Annotated in this window: 15 protein-coding genes; 1 reads left to right on the top strand and 14 read right to left on the bottom strand. The window is 44.4% G+C overall.

Annotated features, from left to right (window positions below):
* Positions 1-58 precede the first annotated feature (58 nt).
* Complete coding sequence (locus DUL71_RS04890) at positions 59-457, bottom strand: hypothetical protein (RefSeq protein WP_114936996.1); 399 nt, start codon at positions 455-457, stop codon at positions 59-61.
* A gap of 167 nt (positions 458-624) precedes the next feature.
* On the opposite strand from DUL71_RS04890, the gene DUL71_RS04885 reads away from it, so the two are divergent.
* Entirely contained in the window at positions 625-894 is a 270-nt protein-coding gene (locus DUL71_RS04885) for a CHC2 zinc finger domain-containing protein (RefSeq protein ID WP_114936995.1), read from the top strand.
* Positions 895-1,152: 258 nt separating this feature from the next.
* On the opposite strand, the gene DUL71_RS04880 is transcribed toward DUL71_RS04885, so the two are convergent.
* The 13 genes from DUL71_RS04880 to DUL71_RS04820 all read right to left on the bottom strand — a co-directional run bounded on the left by DUL71_RS04880 (position 1,153) and on the right by DUL71_RS04820 (position 21,279).
* Positions 1,153-1,908 carry a GDSL-type esterase/lipase family protein gene (locus DUL71_RS04880; protein WP_208645476.1) on the bottom strand — a complete coding sequence of 252 codons (756 nt, stop codon included), beginning with the start codon at positions 1,906-1,908 and terminating at the stop codon, positions 1,153-1,155.
* Entirely contained in the window at positions 1,905-4,379 is a 2,475-nt protein-coding gene (locus DUL71_RS04875) for a glycoside hydrolase family 95 protein (protein WP_114937479.1), read from the bottom strand. Before DUL71_RS04875 ends, DUL71_RS04880 begins: the two co-directional genes overlap by 4 nt.
* 156 nt (positions 4,380-4,535) lie before the next feature.
* Positions 4,536-5,936 carry an alpha-L-fucosidase gene (locus tag DUL71_RS04870; RefSeq protein ID WP_114937478.1) on the bottom strand — a complete coding sequence of 467 codons (1,401 nt, stop codon included), beginning with the start codon at positions 5,934-5,936 and terminating at the stop codon, positions 4,536-4,538.
* A gap of 250 nt (positions 5,937-6,186) precedes the next feature.
* The gene (locus tag DUL71_RS04865) at positions 6,187-7,089 is read right to left on the bottom strand and encodes a glycerophosphodiester phosphodiesterase (protein ID WP_114936993.1); all 903 of its coding nucleotides are present in this window, start codon (positions 7,087-7,089) and stop codon (positions 6,187-6,189) included.
* On the bottom strand, positions 7,079-8,494 hold the full coding sequence (locus DUL71_RS04860) for a calcineurin-like phosphoesterase C-terminal domain-containing protein (protein ID WP_114936992.1): 1,416 nt from the start codon (positions 8,492-8,494) through the stop codon (positions 7,079-7,081). Before DUL71_RS04860 ends, DUL71_RS04865 begins: the two co-directional genes overlap by 11 nt.
* 271 nt (positions 8,495-8,765) lie before the next feature.
* Positions 8,766-10,268, bottom strand: a complete 1,503-nt coding sequence (locus DUL71_RS04855; RefSeq protein ID WP_114936991.1) for a DUF5689 domain-containing protein — start codon at positions 10,266-10,268, stop codon at positions 8,766-8,768.
* A gap of 31 nt (positions 10,269-10,299) precedes the next feature.
* On the bottom strand, positions 10,300-11,790 hold the full coding sequence (locus tag DUL71_RS04850) for a SusD/RagB family nutrient-binding outer membrane lipoprotein (protein ID WP_114936990.1): 1,491 nt from the start codon (positions 11,788-11,790) through the stop codon (positions 10,300-10,302).
* 11 nt (positions 11,791-11,801) lie between these two features.
* Positions 11,802-15,254, bottom strand: a complete 3,453-nt coding sequence (locus DUL71_RS04845; protein WP_114936989.1) for a SusC/RagA family TonB-linked outer membrane protein — start codon at positions 15,252-15,254, stop codon at positions 11,802-11,804.
* A gap of 110 nt (positions 15,255-15,364) precedes the next feature.
* Complete coding sequence (locus tag DUL71_RS04840; protein WP_161964374.1) at positions 15,365-16,396, bottom strand: FecR family protein; 1,032 nt, start codon at positions 16,394-16,396, stop codon at positions 15,365-15,367.
* Positions 16,397-16,461: 65 nt separating this feature from the next.
* A complete protein-coding gene (locus tag DUL71_RS04835; protein WP_114936987.1) occupies positions 16,462-17,028 on the bottom strand; it encodes an RNA polymerase sigma factor in 567 nt (188 codons plus the stop codon).
* Between the two features lie 233 nt (positions 17,029-17,261).
* A complete protein-coding gene (gene rhaM / locus DUL71_RS04830) occupies positions 17,262-17,576 on the bottom strand; it encodes an L-rhamnose mutarotase (RefSeq protein ID WP_114936986.1) in 315 nt (104 codons plus the stop codon).
* Positions 17,577-17,586: 10 nt separating this feature from the next.
* The gene (locus DUL71_RS04825) at positions 17,587-19,416 is read right to left on the bottom strand and encodes a glycoside hydrolase family 35 protein (protein ID WP_114936985.1); all 1,830 of its coding nucleotides are present in this window, start codon (positions 19,414-19,416) and stop codon (positions 17,587-17,589) included.
* Positions 19,417-19,425: 9 nt separating this feature from the next.
* A complete protein-coding gene (locus tag DUL71_RS04820; protein ID WP_244228701.1) occupies positions 19,426-21,279 on the bottom strand; it encodes a glycoside hydrolase family 2 protein in 1,854 nt (617 codons plus the stop codon).
* Position 21,280: the final 1 nt, after the last annotated feature.

The raw sequence follows: 21,280 nt of genomic DNA, 5'->3' as shown, positions 1-21,280 counted from the left end.
TTAACGATTCGCCGGGTGAATAGCGCTAAACCATCCCCTGTAATATTTACGCTATACTTTACTGCTTACTTAAGGTGTACACATCTATCATACCGGTAGCGTAACTTTTAGAGATAGTAATCTTATTGCCTGATACAGTAATATCGTAATCACCACTCAGAATCAGCGACCAGTCGAACTCGGCTGTCCACACCGATTCATTTTTAAAATTGATCTTATTGCCGGTTGTACTGAATGTACCATGATTAAGCGCCGGATACTTAACAGTTTGAGATTCGCCATTCCAGGCATCGGCCGAAAAACTAAGAGAAACATCTGATATAGCACCAGTTCCTGACACTTTACGCTGAAAAGTACCGGCATAGGTTCCGCTGAGTTTAATTGCCTGGTTTTCGTTCTTTTTGCATGAGCCGCCAAGGGTGATTATCAATACCAGGAAGTAGAATAATGGCTTCATAATTTTAGGTTTTCAATTAATTACGAAAGCATACGATATAATGCTACAGAATCCAGAAAAAAGCCCTAAACGTGAGTTTATGAGGCCTTTTTTTTCCACAAACGTCAATTCAGTTCCGGTAATAATTTATTTTCGCAGCCTGATAATTAACTATTCTAATACCCAACATGTCTGCATCTTATTCCCTGTCGCCGGTACAGGCCGATCTTGTACGAATTGTTTCAAAATATGTGCTGCTTGAAGAAAGCCGGAGAAATTTAAAAGGCCGCTGCCCTTTTCATAAAGACCAGGCCACCTCACTCATGGTATCCCCCGAAAAAAATATTTTTCAATGCTTTGGCTGTGGCAAAGGCGGCGGCCCGGTTGAATTTGTAATGGCCATTGAACATAAAACCCGTGAAGAGGCTATTCAAATGATAGCTGCAAGCCACGCGTAAAGTTTACCGCTTTTAAATAATAAAAAAACATGTCATTGTGAGCGCAGCGTGGCAATCTCGTAGCCAGTGCATGACCGATTTGTATAGCTAAGAGATTGTCGGCTGTTCGAAGTCTATGACTTCGAATTCGATATGCTTGTAGTTTGCAACTACAGGCGTAAGAATCAAAAGACTATGATACAGATAGTTACAAACTACAGACATAGGCATCCGAAGTCAGGAAACTTCGGACAGCATTTATTTAGGGCTAAATAAGTATCAATACAGCTTTTTAACCGCCTTCATCCATTCACGGGCAATAAGCTCATGTCCGGCAGGCATAGGATGAACACCATCCCAGATCCAGTGTTCGGCTTTGGCTTTTTGCAGGGCTTTGTTAAAAACATCCTGCAAAGGCACAAAAATGGCATTAAATTTTGATGCAAGCGCTTTTACTATTACCTGTCGCTTTTGCACTTCTGACGCCCACAGTTCGGGATTTTTACTTACCATGCCTAACGGTAAAATAAAGGGTTCCAGCAAAATCAATTTAATATTGGGTAATGCGGCCTTAGTTTTGGTTAACAACTGATCAAAGGCGGCACCGAAATCATCGGCTGTTGCTTTATCGCCTTGCATTATTACATGATGCACATCGTTAATACCTATCAATATGCTCAACACATCGGGTTTAATATCAAGTGTATCCTTTTGCCAGCGTGCCGCGAGATCATTGACCGTGTTACCGCTGATTCCCCGGTTAAAAAACTGGTAATCCCGACCGGGATAATCAAAATTGATCCGGGCGGTTATCAGATAAGCATAACCTTGTCCGTAAACGTGGTTCCAATCTTTATCAAAACTGCGGCCACCATCCGTTATCGAATCGCCCTGGAAAAGGAAAGTTTTTCCTACGCCATCATCGGGCAGATAATCATTTCCTTTTACAGATGCTGTAGCAATGCCGGGTGCAGCCATTACAGCCGCGCCAGCCAACGAGGCTCTCTTTAAAAAGTTTCTCCTGCTGTTGCTCATAACGCGCTTACTAATTGGTATGATTTACCTTTTTCGGTGTTTATAACCAACTCATACCCTTCTTTTACTTTAACAGGGGCAGCATTTGAACCTTTTACAGTAAGTTTTGATTTGCAAATGATACGACATGTACCTCCCGTTTTCGAAAACACATCAGCAGATGTAATCTTTCCCGCTGTCCATTTCATACCTACAACAAATGCACCTCTTGCTACCAAACCTTTTATTTCGCCATTGGCCCAGGCATCGGGTAATGCAGGCAATAAAAGGATGTTACCATCCTGGCTTTGCAGCAGCATTTCGGCCAGGCCGGAGGTGCCGCCAAAGTTTCCATCAATCTGAAATGGAGGATGCGCGTCAAACATATTTGGATATAGTCCCCCACCCTCGCTGTAATTATAGCCGCTTTCGCCGGTTAAGCGCAACAGGTCGCGGTATAATTTGTAGGCGTGGTTGCCATCCCTCAGGCGCGCCCAAAGGTTTACCTTCCAGGCCAGGCTCCAGCCGGTGCTTTCATCGCCACGTAATTCTAATGTACGTTTTGCAGCCGCAGCCAATTCAGGATTAGTTGCTATTGAAATTTCATTTGCCGGGTATACAGAATACAAATGCGATACATGGCGGTGATGCGGATCGGGCGATTCCTGATCTTTATACCATTCCTGTAACTGGCCTTTGCCGCCTATTTGGTACGGAATAAGTTTTGCTTTTTTGGCAATAAGTGAATCGCGGAAAGCGGCATCAACATTTAACACCTTTGTTGCCGCTATCAGGTTATCAAACAAATCGCGGATGATACCCATATCCATAGTGGTAGACACAGAAACGTCCGACTTTTTACCCTCGGCATAAATAAACTCATTTTCGGGCGACATGGACGGCGCGGTTACCAAATGCCCCTGACCATCGGGTACAAGCCAATCAAATGTAAATTCGGCGGCGCCTTTCATTAAAGGATAGGCTGTATTTTTCAGAAACTCTTTATCGCCGGTGTATAAATAGTGCTCCCACAGGTGGCGTGTAAGCCAGTCGCCGCCCATCGGCCAATTAGCCCATGCCGGGTCGCCGTGACCAAGGTCGCCCACCGGATTGGCCAACGCCCAGATATCGGTATTGTGATGTGTTACCCAGCCTTTAGCATGGTAAAAATCCTTAGCTACTTCGGTGCCTGTTTCAGATAACCCTTTGATCAGCTCAAATAATGGCTGATGCATTTCAGACAGGTTACAATCCTCGGCCATCCAATAGTTCATCTGCACATTGATGTTGCTGGTATAATTAGAGCTCCATGGCGCACGTAATTCTTTGTTCCAGATGCCTTGAAGATTGGCAGGCACAGCCGGTGTTCTTGAACTGCTTATCAACAGGTAACGTCCGTACTGAAAATACAAGGCTTCGATACCAGGATCGGCACCCTGATTTTTATTATATAGCGCAAGTCTTTCATCTGTAGGCAATTCGGCATGGCTGCCTTTATTATCATTAAGTTTAAGGTTTACACGGTTAAAAAAGTGATGATAGTCGGCAAGGTGGGCCGCAAGTAATTGCGCATAAGGCTTAGCGGCGGCTTTATCCAGATTTTTTTCGGCAACTTTTTCGTCACCATCAGGGCATTGGTTATAGGCTTTAAAGCTGGTGGCCGCGGTAACATAAAGCGTTACCGTTGATGCCCCTTTTACCGTGATGCCACTGGTATCGGCAGTTATTTTACCGTCATTACTTACAGCCTTTGCCAGCACCTCATAGCGCATACCCCTGCATTTATCGTCATCAGCATAAACTATCGGATTTTGCGAGTCGACATAGCTTGGCTCAACATGGGCCGGGGCCTTGCCGCTCAGTTCCAATACCGTTTTATTCAGCACATCTTTTTGAAAACGAAGCTGGCTGCTGGTATTTATGCTGAGGTTGATCTGTTTAGGTTTATCGGCAGTGATCCGGATCACGATCACCTTATCGGGGGCTGAAGCAAAGATCTCACGTTTATAGTTAACGCCATTAACCGCATACTTTGTTGTTGCCACGGCATTGCCGATATTCAGGTCGCGGTAATAATTGCCGGCTTTACCGCCGTTATATGATTGTTTGATATGCAGATCGGCCATGGGCAGGAAACTTTCTGAATATATCCCCTGCATCTTTTTGGTAAGGTCGCGTGCGGTTTGGTAATCACCTTTAAACAAGGCCTCTCTTACCTGCGCCAGGTATTGAAAAGCTTCAGGATTTACGTTTTGCTTTACCGGGCCGCCCGACCATAAGGTAGCTTCATTGAGCTGCAGCAATTCGTCATTAACGCCACCAAAAATCATCGCCCCTAAACGACCGTTACCAATGGGCAAGGCCTCCGTCCATGTTTTGGCAGGTTGTTTATACCATAACGTATTATTTTGAGCGCTTGCATTAAGCGTAATTAATTGCGTACATAGCGGTAAAACTACAGACAGGAGTGTTGCTTTCAGACCTTGGTTCATAAAGTAGGATACAATTGTTTTTACAAGTATAACAATGCGGCTGCTATAAAAAATAATGCTTATTGGCATTTTTATATCCAAAACGGTTAATTGTAAATGAAAAACCCGCCTTGCGGGCGGGTCTTCATTAGTAAGTAGTCAGTCAGTTATAGTGTACTATCTTCTTTCGTTATAAACCTGAAATTCGGCTATTGATACCTGGTGGTCGGCCTTATCTACAGAGATCCGAACCTTACCGGCCCAAACCCTGTCAAAACGGTGCACTTTGATCTTGCTGGCGTTTTCACCATCAAACAATGGTTTCCAGCTTCCATTTAGGTAATACTCCAGGCGGTAATGTGAAATGTTTGGTTTTTCCTCTGCAATAACAATGGTATTCAGCGCCTGGTCTTTCTTAAAGTCGATCTCGTACCATGGGTTTTTAACCGTTGGGTTTGATACCCATGAACTATGAAAATCATCATCATTAGCAAAATCCATTATGGCCGAATCATCGCTCCAGCTTGAGCTTGCAGGCTGGTTTTTAGCAATATTTGATGAAATGATAGGCGCATCCAATGTAGAGAGTTTGGCAACCGGGCCTTCATTTTTCCAAAGCTTACCAATTTCTTTAAGCGCGGCAAGGGCGTTATCATCAAACAGGCCATCGCGGTTTGGCGCTACGTTCAGGATAAAATTACAATCAACATTGTTTAATGGTTTCAGGATATCATTAACCAGTTTTGCAGGTTCCTTGACCGGGGTTGTTGGGTGGCTTGTTTCCCAAAACCAGTTGGCTTGTAATGGTAAACAGGCAATAGCAGGCATGCGGTTATCTTTGGTTGATACACGCTGTCCCGCTCCCATTTCATAGGTTTTGATATCGGTATAGTACATGCCCTCGGCCGGGTATTTGGCACCGTTTAGATCCATTACCAAACAGTTAGGTTGCAAGGATTTTACTAAGGTGTAGATCTCTTCAAACGGAACATCATCATACGAAATCCTTGACCACGGGGCATCCCAGCCGTCAATGATCAATGCCGAGATCTCGCCGTACTTGGTCATCAGCTCGGTGATCTGTGCTTTAACCATATCAATATGCTTTGGCGTGATCATGTTTGGCCTCAACCTGTGGTGGGTGTCCAGTATAGAATAATACAGGAACACTTTCAGGCCATTAGCCCTGAACGCGTCGGTGTATTCTTTAACCACATCCTTTTTCAGCGGACTGTTCATCACGTTATAATCGGTTGTTTTGGTATCCCAGATACAAAAACCGCTGTGGTGCTTGGTGGTAATACAACCGTAGGTCATGTTTGCCGATTTGGCCGCCTTTGCCCACTGGTCGCAATTCAGTTTTTTGGGGTTGAATATAGTTGGCAGCGCATCCGGATCTGCCCAGTCCTGATCCATATAGGTTGGAATGTTAAAATGGATGAACATACCAAAACGCAGGTCGACAAATTCCTGCTGCAACTGGGCAAGCGGTTTTACAGGTTGCTGGGTCGTTTGTGCTTTTAGTGAGAGTGAAGCAGCACAAAGTGCCATGAAGCATAAAGCTCGTAATTTAAACATGATTGGGTTGTTGGTTAAATTGATAAAACGTTTTAACAACCGCAATATCACACTTAAATTTAATGTTTAGATTATCAGAAATTGACATTACATTCAGCTTATTTGGCGTGAGCGCGAAAATAAAAATATGTCATTGCGAGGAGCAAAACGGGTATGAGCATCGGCGCGACGCGGCAATCGCATACTATACAGAGCGGCTATGCTTCCGTGCGATTGCCGCGCTGCGCTCGCAATGACATATTTTTTTCCATCAATACAAATCCGGGTAATCGGTAATTACGCCATCTACGCCCAAAGCTTTAAGTTGTTCAATTTCATCTTTGGTATTCACCGTCCATGGCAATATTTTAACCCTGGCATCGTGGCATTTCTTTACCAGATCGGCATTAACCAGTTTATAGGCCGGGCTCAGGATGAAAGGTGTAAAACCCAGATCGGCCATGTTATCTTCAAACGATTTTTTATTTTCGATAAGATAGGATGTACGTACATCCGGGTATTGCTTGTGAATGATCTGCAGCGTGCGTTTATCAAACGACTGGATCACCACATAAGGCAGGATCTTCTTTTTGATCAGTACCGCCATCAGCTTATCTACAAACTCTTGCGGACCAGGATTATAAATCCCATCACCTGCGGGAGAACACTTGGTTTCGATATTATAAAAAACCGGCTTCTTATGATTTATCTTAATATAGTTCTGTACCGAATCGATCAATTCGGATAATAGCGGCATATAGGTTTTGAGCTTTTTTTGGCGGGGAAACTTGCTGTAGAATTTAGAACCTACGTCATATTTCTTCAGATCCTCATACTTCATCTTGTACAGGATCAGGTTTTTCCCTTCTTCGTTGCTGATCTCCTTGCCATCAGGCGTAAGCGAAAACAGCGGGTTGATGTATTCATCGTGCGATAATACCACCTGTCCATCGGCTGTGATGTGAGTATCCATCTCCAACGTGGTAACGCCAAGATCAATGCCGTTCTTCATGGCCGGAATGGTATTTTCAGGCATCAGCCCCCTTCCGCCGCGGTGTGCTTCGGCACTGAACGAAGGATAATCGGCATTTTTAAATTCCATGTTTTTAACAACCGTAAAGCCTGATAACAAGATAAGGCTTATTCCTGCAACAATGTTTAATTTATTTTGCATCTAATTCGCTTGTATATTTATTTCCAAAACGATCTGTAGCTTCTACCCTAACCTTTTTAACCGAGGGATCAAAGTGCGCCACAAACAAGTGCCCGGTTTCATGCGGCTCCACAAAATGACGACCTGCCGGTAACTGATCGCCCTTGTACAAACTTACCGATAAAGGATCATATCCCTGCTCTTTTGATAAGGCCCCCATCGGTTTGTCATCTAAATAATACACTACCTTCCATTGTGGGTCATAGTTCCAAACATTAGCGATAAGGCGCATCTGATCGGTTAGTTTTTCGGCATAAACGCTTATTTGGTTTTCGGCAGGCAAACCGGTAGATTTATAGTACCATTTCAATTCGGTACCATTAACAGAGTACACGCCGTAGCCGCGCGGCGTACCATCCACACAGATGGGGCCTGTCCACCAGCCACCGCAAACCGTGCCATGGTTATGCTCAAAAATATTGTTATTAATGTTGTTATCATGGTAATGGGTATGGCCCGACATGATGTGCACGTTACTGAAACCATTAAGCACCTTATAAAAATCCTGATTGTTTTTTACCTGGTTATAAACCGGGATATGCAGGTTTATGATCAGCAATTGGTCTTTATTAACATGTTGCAAATCTTTTGCCAGCCAGTTTAACTGATCTTCGGTAATATATCCATCATACTCCCGTTCAACGCCGAGATAACGTACATTATCTAATACCACATAATGCGCCTTGCCCCTGTTAAATGAGTAATAGGTTGGCCCATAGATCTGCTTAAAAGTAACATCCGATGTTTCATCGCCGCCCTGGCGATAGTCCATATCATGGTTGCCTATCGCCTGGAAAAATGGGATCCCCATTTGAGCTACAGCCTCGTTGTAGTCCGGGAAAAGTTCATGATTGTCCCAAACGATATCGCCTACGCAAATGCCGTGTACCAGCGCGTTTTTACCTAATGATTTGATGGTGGCAATTGTGTCGGGGACAGAAGTATCCATCATTTGCTTAACGTCCTTTTTGTTTTTAACCTGCGGATCGGCCCAAATGATGAAATGATGGTTATTATCATCAACTTTCAACGGCTCCAGTTTAAAATCAAAATGCGAGCTGCTTCCAATTTTTTCATAATGTTTGGCAATATTATAATCGGTTTTAAACTCGTAGCCCGATGGGGTGCTCATGAAAATGCTTTTGGCTTTTTCATTCGGTGTAAGTTCGTAATTGCCCTTATCATCGGTAAGCACTACCGAAAAACCGTCGGATATAACTACTCCTTTAATTCCTTTTTTTCCGGCGGTAACACGGCCTTTTACCGTATCGCCGCTTAGTATTTGAGTAAGTGCGTTGGCACGCAGCGAGATAAACGCGCCGCCGGTTATAAGGCCTACGCCCTGTAAAAATGATCTTCTGTTCATTGGGTTATGTTTTCAAAGTTCAAACGGGTGTTGAGCTTTGGTAAATGTGGATGTGAAAAAGGCTCGATGATAAATTGCAGGTAGTCACAAGCTTTCAATTCCCTCCCTCGGGAGGGGCGCGACGGGAACGTGTGACGGCAGGGAGGGGTTATCCGCCTTACTGATCAAATGATCCGGCGGATGAAACCCCTCCCTACACCCTCCCAGGGGAGGGAATCGCACATTCCCTGACTTTTACACCTATAAATTCATCATTGGCCCCTTATTGTGTTTAATTTTGAATTGTTGTTACACCTGTGGCTGTTTCAATAGCAGTAATCGGCGATGTCAATGTCAGTGGAACACTGGTCACTGTTCTGCCGGTTGTCCACCTGCCGGTAAGCGCGTCGTATACACCACCTAACTGGCTAAATAACCCATCTGTTGGCAATGGTAGCTTTGATGTATTTGAACCACCGCCGTAAAAGCCCTGCTCGGTACGTGTTACCGGGTTAATGGTGCTGTAATAATCAGTATTGGTAATGCGGTAACCAATTTCCGGCGGACCAGCCGAGTAAACAGTACCGCTACCACCATACATGATCACATCAAGCGGAACACTTGAAGCATTAACGGTTATACCCGCAAACACAGCCACACCCGCAACGTTACCGCTGTTGGCCAGCAGGTTTGTAGTTACGTTACCAAAATCAGCACCGGGAACTTCAGCGTACATGGTGCTATTGATCCAGTTTGATGAGCTCATATCGGTTGAGCCTTTGCCCCAGATATTTTTGTTACCGCCCACATAAAAGAACTGGCCTTTTTTAACTGTTCCTGATGTAAGGTTAAACTTATAGGTTTTTGCCAGCCCCTGTGCCCAGCCGTTTACCGGAGCGGGATTAGTACCCGCGTTATTACAGGTTACTACGGCATAGTTGGTTACCGAAAAATCAATATCCTTAGTAGCCTTAAACTGAATATATTCATAATCAGCGTCGCTGCCGGAAGGGTTGGTCAGGTAACCGGTTATGATAATTGGCGATGGCTTGGTTGCTGCAAGCGTAAACACATCATCAATAGTGCGTGGCCAAAGCTGCATTTTGGTATCGGTACCTGAAGTTACCGCGAACGGGATCCCGCTGAAATTAGCACTGAATGGCAATCCTGTCGTCGCGAAATTCGCGTTAGTTTCGGTATGCATGGTAATTTTACCAAAACCATCGTTAATGGTTTTATCACCCGCATAGGTTTCACCCTGTTGCGGCTCCGGATCAGTTACTGCCTTGGCTATGGTAACCAGTGTTTCTTCATAAACATCCGGCGAAGCAAGCAATGTAGCTGAGGGAACCGATTGTACTTTGATAGTCTTATTATCGGCAACTTTACTTACCGACGCCTCTGTGAGGCCTTTAACGCGCATACTGCCGTTAACTTTAGTAAGTGTAGCGCCGTTAACCTGTACCACAACCGAATCACCGGGAACATAGTTGGCAGCGGCATTACCTATTTCAAGGGCTATACCCCTTACCGCGTTGCGGCGATTGTTTTGTACTACCAATACGCCGGCAGGGCAGTTACCGGCAGCGGCATTTGAGATCACCACCCCTACTATTTCCTTGGCACCACCCATGTTGTTGCTGTTAAGCACAACATCCGCGCCTTTGTAAATACCGCGAAGGTCAACAACAGCTATGATGGGGCTCAACGTCCCTTCGGCGTAGTTATTCTTTTTACATGAATTCATACTGACAGCGGCTGTCGCCAATACCAGTAATAAATATATCTTTTTCATTTTATGGATATCTTAGTTTAAAACCGGTCTGTTATTGTTTTTGCCACCACACCTGCGTACTGATTTCATCTGCGCCTTGCGCGGCTACCGCGGCTTTGTAACTGTCAGGATTTGCTGATTGTACGTAAACCGGGTATTGCAGCCTTGCCGGCATAATACCATTGTTCCTTAAACCGGCACCTTTTGGCAATACCGGGTGACCGGTACGGCGATACTCAAACCACTGCTCAAAATCGGTGTAAAACATGGAGTAATATTTTTGAACATGGATCATCTCCATTTTCTCGTCAAGCGGACCAGCATTATCCCAAACTATATCGGCAGCGGCTAAATATGCATCTATTGATGTGGTATCTGTCGGAATCCAGAATGTGATGCCTGCCTTAATGCCATTTTTATAGTAAGTAGCTGCGTCACCTGCTATCCAGCCTTTTGCGGCGGCCTCTGCAAGGATAAATTGCAGCTCCGAATAGTTCATAATATTGCCCATCAATGGGTCATTCATTAAAGTAGTAGTTGATGTAGTTGACAGGAAGTATGATTTGATGCCTATATTTTGCCCCGGAGCGTAACCGCTGGGAATACCCTGAATACCTCCCTGGTAACTTGATATCGACCAGCGATTGGTAGTTAACCGTGGATCGGCCCATTTGGCCAGGTTGTTAACAAAAAACTCGCAAACACCGGGCTGTCTCCAGTCCTGCTCGCGCACCCCGCCAATAAAGGGCGATGTCAACGCGCCTGAGCCCGTCCACCTTAAAACTGCCGAATCATCATTACTGCCCATGATAGGGTAAGCATCCGGATTAGTATCAACAATCTGTTTGATCTTGGCTATCACATCGGCAGAAACATCGGCCTTACCAGATACCCTTAACAATAACCTTAAATAAAGTGAGTTACCAAACTTGCGCCATTTTAAAGCATTACCGTTAAATACGGGGTCGCTACCGGCAACAACGTTTGCAGATGCGTTAAGCAAGGTATCTGCAGCTTCCAGGTTTTTGAATATATCCAGGTAGATATCTTTCTGCTTATCAAACTTGGGCGTAAAGTTTCCGTCCTTCCCTTTGTTCGAATCAAAGTAAGGCACATCGCCATAGGTATCGGTAAGCAATGAATATAACCAGGCCTGGCATATCAACGAAATACCCATATAGCTTTTGCTGTAAGTTACTTCCTTGCTGGCAATGGTATAAATATCTTTAAAGTTGGTTAACTGGGTATACCAGGCGTTCCAGGTAACATCGGCCCAGGTGCGTTTGATATCATACCTGAACACTTTACCTTCCGAATCGCCCGGATCAACGGTAACCTGCATCAGCTCGTTATTAAAATTACGTGCGCGCAGCATATTGGTACCCAAAGTATTTACCAGCGCCGGTGCCAGCAACTGCTGCGGCAGGGCGTTTGGCGTACCATTGGGGTCGGTATTAAGCTCAATAAAATCTTTTTTACATGACGACATTATGCTAACGAACAACATCATCATTGATATAAGTATATATCCGTTCCTTTTCATATTGTTAATTATTAAATGCCAATAACTATGTTAAAACCAAATGTGCGGGTTGACGGGAACTGAGCTATCTCAAATCCCTGTACAATGTCGCTGCCCGAAAGTGTACCAAATTCAGGGTCGAAGATTGGCCACTTAGTCCAGATGTACAGGTCACGACCGTACACACCTACAGTAGCACGCTGTAAGCCAAGGCGTTTAACCAAACGCGGACTTAGTGAATAATCAAACCTTGCTTCGCGGAATTTCAGGAAGTTGGTTGAAAACGTATTGCCTTCGGCATTATCAATACCATAGTGCGAGCGGTAATAACCGTCAATATCGGTGGCTATAACATCATTTGGCCTGTAGCTCCCGTCAGGATTTTGGATTACACCTTTACCGATGATACCATTGTACCTGCCCGGTAAAGTAAGCGTTGTCTTACCCTGCTCGGCCAGTTTGTAGTTTGATAGCGAGTATGATACGCCGCCAACCTGCGCATCAAACAACAGGTGCAGGTTAAATTGCTTATACCTGAAGTCGTGCCCCATGCTTGCTTTCCATTTAGGGATAGTATTGCCCAAATAAACCAGGTTATCTGATAGTTTGGCAAAACCTGTAGCCGCGTCATAAACAATTTGCCCGTCAGGTGAGCGCAGGTAACCGCGACCATACATATCGCCCATGCTGCCCCCCACGCGTGCCACAATCTGGCCTCCGCCCGTAGGCCCGTTACGCAATACTACAGCGCTATCGGCAAGCTGTTCAATAGTGTTTTTATTGGCACTGAATGTAGCTGTAACATTCCAGCTAAATACGTTGGCTTTGCGTACAGGCGTACCGTTCAATGAAATCTCGATACCTTTGTTGTTTACCCTACCCACGTTAATAACCGCCTGGCTATAACCTGATGATTGATCGACAGTACGGCTCAGGATCTGGTTTTTAGTATTACCTGTATATAAAGCAATATCAAAACCTAAGCGATTGCTGAACATTCTCATTTCGGCACCAACCTCAAGTGTTGTTGTGCGTAATGGTTTCAGATCAGGGTTTGAAAGTGTACGTGGATTTTGCAGACCGCCGGCATAGGTGCTACCTGCAGTTACATAATTAAATGTTGTTTGATAAGGGTTTGTTGTACCACTGCCCACGCCTGCAAGTGAGGCCCTTACTTTTGCATAATCAATAAATTTAGGCAGCTTAAATGCTTCAGACGGCAAAAAGCTCATACTTGCAGATGGATAAAAGAACCCAACCTGATCGGTACGATTTGCGGTAGCCAAGGTACTGATCCAGTCCTGGCGGGCTGTTAAATCCACATACAAATAATCTTTAAATGATGTAGATAACAAGCCGTAAAAGCTGTTGATAGCATATTTTGATTTATATGGTAGCGTAACCAGCGGCCCGGCATTGTTAGCCATTGAATATACACCCGGGTATACCAGCGAGTCGGCACGTACCTCATCGCGGTTGTAATTATTGCGCAGCATACTACCACCCGCTGTTGCTGTGATGTTAACATCATGGGTTATTTTCTTGTTGTATTTCAACAGGAAATCGGCACCTTGTTCTTCTGAATAAATATTTTGAGTGCGGAATGAGCCTTTAGGGTATTTGGTACCCGCGTCATATGGGCGCTGTTGTGCACGCTGCTCATAACCCATATCTAAAGTAGCACGTACCTGTACACTAAATTCTTTCGTAACATTGTAAAGCGCCTCAACGTTACCGGTAACCGAGTTGCGGTTTGATTTGTTGATAAACTCGTACGATACGGCGTAAGGGTTTTCAGGGAACGAGCTGAAAGGATAAAATATCGTTTTACCTTCCTGGCCGTTTCTCCAATAGTTTTTTAACCAGTTTAAATCGGCATTGGGTTGCCAGAAAATAAACCAGTACATCAGCGATTGGTTACCATAGCCCGCGCCGGGTAAGTTATCGCTGTTTTTGTTATTGTAATTTACTTTTGCGCTGATGGTTAACTTATCATTGATTTTTGAGTTAACCGATAAAGCGATACTGTTACGGGTATAACCTGTATTTGGGGTTATCCAGTGATTGGTAACATTTGTTGCCGAGAAACGCGCTGTTGTTTTATCGCTGCCGCCATCAACGCTTACCGAGTTGGTAAAAGTTTGCCCTACATCAAAAAAATCGCGGATCTGGTTTTTGTATGGTACCCACGGCGTACGTGTTGTGCCTTGCTTTTGGGTAACCGGATCAAGCTGATAAAAAAGCTGACCATCAAATTTGGGGCCGTAAGCAGAGCTTGTTGCGCTGGTGCTTGCTCCATCCGGACCAGCACCGAAAGAGTAATAACGGGAACCGGCTGTGCCTTGTCCGTATTCATACTGAAGATCCGGCCAGCGGTTTACGCTTTCAAGACTTGCGTTTGAGTTAAAGGTAATACCTAAACCACTATGCTTTTTACCCGATTTTGTGGTGATGATAATAGCACCGTTGGCGCCACGCTGACCATAAAGTGCTGCAGCACCTGGGCCTTTCAACACGGTTACTGTTTCAATATCTTCAGGGTTAATATCATTCAGGTTGCTGCCGTAATCTGCAGGCATGTTATCGCTGCTGGTACCATAGGCCGATTCGCCAGAATTGCTTGTACGCCTGCCGCTGCCCTGGTTAATTACCACTCCGTCAACCACTATCAGGGCTTCGTTATCGCCTGTAAGATTGCTTTCGCCACGAAGAATGATTTTGTTTGATCCCGCCGGGCCGCTGTTTGAACGGATCAGGTTTAAACCCGCTACCTTGCCAGATAAAGCGTCTGTCCAGTTGCCCGAAAGCGCGTTGGTTAGCTGATCGCCTTTAATAACCGGTGCGGAATAGCCCAAACTTTTATCTTCCCTTTTTATACCGAGCGCTGTTACTACAACCTCATTAAGTTTGTTATCGGCCGGGTTAAGCGTAATACTTAAAGTAGTATTAGCATTTGAGCTGACGCTAACATTCTGAATCCTTTTGGTTTCGTATGAGATAAAGCTTGCTTCAACCGTATAGGTACCCTGTACAACATTTAATGTATATGAGCCATCAATTCCACTAATAGTGGTGGCCCCTGCTCCGGGTATCTTTACAGTAGCACCGGGAAGTGGTTGCCCTTTTTCATCAACCACTTTCCCTTTAATGCTACCCCTATCCTGTGTTTTTGCAATGATGAGGATATTACGTTCGCCTGCCGCCCTATAGGTGCAGGTAGTACCTTTTAAAAGCAGGTCAAGAGTTTCGCCTAAAGAGCGGTCTGCTTTTGTTATGTTTACTTTGCGTTTATCATCAAGCAGGCTATTGTTGTAGCTGATAGAGATATCGCTTAATTTTTCAATTTGCTGAAAGGCATCCCTGAGCATAGTGCCGTCGGCACCAAAGGTGATCCTTTTGTTTGTTACTGTTTGAGCTTCAGCGTTTATGCCGCCAAAAAGCAATTGTAAAAAGAACAGCATGGTTAATAACCATAACTTTTTCATATATTTACTTTAATTTATACTTGTCTAACCGTGAGTTTAAATTGTCAAAATTCTGAAGCCTGGGGTTGTTACCAGCAACGTCCAGGCTTTTACCAATAGCCGGGTAAATACTATTTCATTATACTCCCTCCTTTTTGATTATTGTTTGAAATAAATAGCTGATCGCCTTTTTGCGTATAGCCCAATCCCGATAGCGCGCTTAAGGTTTCCATGGCATCAACCAATGTCATTCCCCTTAATTTCGCAGTAAGCCGCACATTGCCAAGATCCTGTTCTGTAAACCTGATCTTAACACCATAATGATGCTCAAGAGAAGCAGCTATCTCCCTGTAAGTTGTATTGTAAAAAACAAATTCGTTATTGATCCACGCGCTTACCGCGGATGCATCGGTATTGTTAAAAGTGTAGATCCCGTTTTGGGTATTGATACTGATCTCCTCGTCCTTCACGAGGTATTTAACCAGTTGAGGTTTTCCGTGTACGCTGGCCATTACGCCAACTTTACCGCTTTGTACAGTTACCGCTACCTTATGCTCGGCTAAATAGGCCCTTACATTAAATGATGTGCCCAATACCACGGTAGTGATATCACCGCTTTTTACTACAAAGGGTTTGGCTTTATGAACAACATCAAAAAAAGCTTCGCCATCAAGCGTTACATCGCGTTTCTCGCCATCGAAGTTTTTGGCGTATTTAAATTTACTGCCGCCACCAAGGTAAACTATCGAGCCATCGGGCAGCTTTATTTTAGAATGCTTACCATCGGCGTTACTGATCTCTTCATAGACTAAAACCGGTGATTGATTAAAATACCTGTATCCAAACCAGCCGGTAGCACAAATAAGCAGACAAGCGGCAGCATAAGCTATCCAGTTGAATTTAGGAGTTTGTTTTTTGGCAGATATCTGAGGTTGGGTTATATGCGCGTTGATTTTAGCCCAGCTGCTTTCGGTATGCTCGGGCTGTTTAAAGTATGCTTTAGATGCTTCCAGGATCTGGATGGTTTCGCTGAACTGGGCAAGATTTTCCGGGCTTTCCTCAATCCACTCCTGTAACTGCGTTAAGCCATCATCGCTGATGGTCTTTTCAAAATATTCAACTATTAAGCGATAGCTATTATCTTCCATTAAATCTGTCTCCAAACTTAAAGACCGATTTTACGTAGCCGATACGTAGCGAAATGAGTTAAGTTTACATTAAGAAATCATTAACCCTCAGAAGTGAAATTATGCTGCCCTTTTAACAGCTGACGAAGTTTCTTGATTGATTGGTAAAGCGTAGTTTCAACCGTGCGCACAGAAATACCCAGCACTTTGGCTATTTCGTTTTTGTCGAGGCTATCTATCCGGCTCATGAGCAGCACCTGCCTCTGGCTGGCTGGCAGGGTATCAATCAGGCTTAAAATTTTATTGTACGATTCGCGGCCCGAAAGGATTTTGAATGGATTATCCCTATCCTTTAATACATAGTCCTGAAGATTGAGATCCTCGATGGAATGTACCGGGTCCTTCTTCTTTTGAATATGATTTAGGGAGAGGTTTTTTGCGGCAACAAACAGGTAACTCTTAACATTAAGAATGGCGGTATCGCGGTTATCCCAAAGTTTGATGAAAAGATTGGCGGTGATCTCTTCAGCAACGGTATAATCTTTAGTGTACACCGTGCATAGCTGGCATAAAGTTTTGTAATAACGATTAAAAAGTGTTTCAAGGGCAACGGGATCGCTTTGTTGTAGAAGCCCCATCAACGCTTCATCAGTAAGTGCAGGATACATGCCAAAGAGTTGTTTTGGCTCAAATGTAAGACTGCCATGTTAGGATAATGTTAAGAGAAGACAAAACAACAGAAATGGCTTTTAATATAATATAAAGCATCATTGTGAGGAACGGCGAATCGGCGTGGCGTATACCTCAGGGTCCTCTGCGAGAGACCCTGAGGGGACGTTAATGACTTTTTTTGTTTTCGAACAGTTTGTACAACAGCTATTCCATGGGCAACATTGTTACGCTATGACAGGAAAAACACTTCTTTTAAAGGCATACTAACTGGCGAATGATCAGGATTGGTATCCATAATATCGGCCATATAAAACCACCATTTTTTCATTATCGGACTATCCGGTAAATGGTCAAGGGCTTGCTCATCTTCAACGTCCATCACCCCAAAAAGCAGGTGCGTATCTTCATCTAAAAAAATAGAATAATTGCTTACTCCAACATCCTTAAGCAAGCTACTTAACTCGGGCCAGATGGCATCGTGCCGGGCTTTATATTCAGCCGCTTTACCTTCGTGAAGTTTCATTTTAAACGCTACTCTCGCCATGGTAATGATATTATGGGTTTAATTTATCTAATACCGGTTTATCTAATCCTGATAACTGATTTACTTCGGGTTTTAACAACTCAAGTACCTCAACATTATTATAACCTTTCTTTAACCACTCAACCGGCAGGTATAAAGTTTGCTGCGGACCAACGCTCCAGTACCTGCCCAGGTTATGACCATTTACCCATACTACACCCTTACCCCAATTGCTCATATTAAGATAGGTATCGCCCACTTTATCCAGCGTAAATCCGCCTTTCCTGACAACCGGCGATTGCGTATTTTGCTTCGCGGCAGAGAATTTAACCGCGCTTAAATCATGAAACGGCAATGAGTACATTTTCCAGTGCTGTAATTCGGTTCCATTTAAAAGCACTTTTTCTGTAATACCTTTTTTATTTTGCAAAAGATACTTACCAAAATTGATGCGGCCCAGATTTTCTACCAAAATATCAAGCGTTACTTTGCCGGCAGGTAATTTTAAATACAGGCTATCCTGGTTAAACCTGCGGTCGAGCGTGCCCATTTTTTTACCGTTTATCATGATCACAGCATAGTCCCTAAGCTCTTTAAGTTTAAGCTGCCCGCTTTTGCTTCCGTTTAAAACAGTCCGGTACAATACAAAACCGTAGTCCTGGTGCAGATCTTCAAAAGTAAGCGGACTACTGTTTTCTTTAGCTGCCGATAAGGTATTTAATAAACTTACAGATTGTGTTAATTTAAAGGCAGGTATCACGATGGTTGGTTTAGCCGCAGGTACCTCGGGCAGTTGCGTGCCAGCGGGTAAATGCTTTTGAATTGCCTGCCTGAACTGCATGAACTTTGGTGTAGCATTCCCCGCCTCATCTAAAGGGGCATCATAATCATAACTGCTTGTCTGCGGTTCATATGGCGAAGTATCCTTAAAATTGGCGCCATTCATAAACGCGCGGGTGGTGCCCCCGTGAAACATATACATGTTAATGGAGATACCCGCAGCCAGTACAGAATCAAGCCGGCCTGCATAACGTTCGGCCGGAACGGTGTGATGGGCAGTTCCCCACCAATCAAACCAGGCCGGATACCATTCGGCTATATAATAAGGGCCTTTTCCACCGTGATTTTCATTGATGATCTTTTTTACTTTAGCAGGATCATCCAGACCGTTAACAGCTGGCAGTAATCCTGGTAGATGCCCGTTTACCAGATCCGGGGCAGGATCGCAGGTGTACAGTAGGCCATCAAAACCGGCTTCTTTGAAGAATTTCTGGTTAATGGCGAGGTATTCCTTATCACTACCGTAAGAGCCGTACTCGTTCTCAATTTGCACCATCAGAATGTTACCGCCATGATTTATCTGCAGCGGGGCCAATTGCTTGCCAACCTCTTTAATATAGCTTTGATACTCCTTAAGATATTGTGCTTCTTTACTACGTACTTCAAGGCCTTTTTCATTCTGCAGCCAGTAAGGATATCCCCCAAACTCCCACTCCGCGCATACATACGGGCTTGGGCGAAGTATTACCCATAGGCCTTCCTGTTGGGCTATGCGCACAAATTCGGCCACATCATTATTACCGGTAAAATCAAACTTGCCTTTTTGCGGCTCGTGCAGGTTCCAGAACACATAAGTGCCAATGGTATTTAAACCCATTGCCTTAGCCATTTTCATGCGTGCGCGCCAGGCTTCGCGCGGTACCCGGGGATAATGCATTTCGCCGGAGATCATCTGGAATGGTTTCCCATCCAGCAGAAAGGCTTCATCGCCAAGCGCGAATGTATGTTTAGGTGTTTGGCAAAAACCGGTTATGCTCAGACTAAAAAATAGTGTTAAAAATGATAAAATAGATTTTTTCATCGCGATTCGCTATCGGTTCAGCGCTTCCGCGCTTTTTTGTTTGTAATAGTTTTGAAGAATATAAAATGCTTTCTTTTTGTTGCCTTTATCATCATATAGCCCCTTACGGTTCCAGCCTTCCTGGTAAAGCGGATTATTACGTTTCGGCGACCGGAAATCGGCCATTACCCATGGCGATAAGCCTACAAAATTTGCAGGCATCCGTTTAAACATGGCCACCTGCTCTTTAAAATACCATTCCTGGTATTCCTCGCTGAAACGGGTTAATGAATCGGCATGAAAACCGGTTTTTGCCTCTGCTCCGGTTTCGCTGATAAACAGCGGTTTGTTATACGGCGTGCTCCAGTTTGTGGTACGGCATTTATCAGGCGAACCGCCATACCAGCCAAGATATTCGTTAAAGGCAACAAGGTCAACAAATTCACCCAGCGGGTCATCTACCACATTCACATCCTTACCTGAGCTGTAGTTTACCTCGAGCGCTGCCGATACCAGGCGCGTACCATCCAGTTGTTTGGCCCTGATAATCAAGTTATGCATAAAATTGGTGCGCGTAGGGCTAACAGGCGTTTCGTTCCCTACTGACCAGATAATAATACTGGCACGGTTATGATCGCGGGTGATCATTTCATTGAGCTGAGCTTTTGCCTTTTCAAGCACCGCGGCATTGCCAAAGTCAATAGTCCAGTAAACCGGGATCTCCGACCAAACCATAATCCCCAGTGAATCGGCCAGGCGGGTTATTTTTTCATCGTGCGGATAATGTGCCAGCCTGACCATATTGCAGCCCAGTTCGTGCGCCTGATTTAACAATTGTTCGGCATCCTGCTGACTGTAAGCTCTTCTTACTTCCTGCGGTATTTCTCCGTGGATGCAGATCCCCCGCAAAAACACGGGCTTGCCGTTTAACAACAACTGTGGCCCACGAGCCTCAATAGTGCGGAACCCTATTTTATCTTCTGTTTTATCGGCACCGGTGCTTACAATAACCTTATATAGCTTAGGCGTTTCCGGCGACCATAGCTGCACCTTGGGTAATTTAAAACTCAGCTGGGTAAGCGCGCCTGTAACAGCAAACTGCTTACTAAACTTAAGCTCGGGTATTTGTATCGTAATATTTTGAGCAGATGCCGGGATATCGTTTAATTTAACCCATCCGCTAACTTCTGGCTGTTTACCAATTGCCTGACCATTAACAGGCTTTTTAAGCTGGATTACAAAATCGCGGATATAAGTTGCCGGCACCTCAACCAGTTTTACATCGCGAGTAATGCCGCCATAGTTCCACCAGTCGGTATTAAGGGTAGGCACTTCATCAGCGTAGCGTTTATTATCAACCTTAACTACCAGCAAATTATCTTTGTCCTTAAGTAGCCCGGCCGGTACTTCGAAGTTAAAAGGTGTAAAACCACCTTTGTGCATCCCAAGCTTTTTGCCATTCAGGTACACATCGGCACGATAATTTACGGCACCGAAATAGATGTACTGTTTGGCGTCATTTGCCGGCTTAGCATAGTCAAATGTTTTTTTGTACCAGATAGTACCCTCGTAATAAGTAAACTCGGGCTTTTGATGGTTCCAGTCGCCGGGCACATCAATACTATACTTGTCAATGTAACCGTGCTCCTTTTTCTCCGACTTGTTGGCCGGGATTCCGCTGTTCCAGTAGGCATCGCCGTTCTTCTCGTTAAGCTCCTTGTAACGGTAATCATAAAAACCGGTTTCGTACGGATCGACAATGTATTGCCATATACCATTCAAATCAAGCGATTTACGACTTTGAATATTGGTGATCAGGCTGTCCTGCGCGGCTACCTTACCGGTAATGAACAGCAGGCAACATAAGCTTATGAAATTTCGCATG

It is taken from the genome of Mucilaginibacter endophyticus (assembly GCF_003351025.1).
GTDB lineage: Bacteria > Bacteroidota > Bacteroidia > Sphingobacteriales > Sphingobacteriaceae > Mucilaginibacter > Mucilaginibacter endophyticus.
The sequence above is the reverse complement of the archived record's forward strand: the minus strand, read 5'-3'. Positions and strand labels throughout refer to the sequence as shown.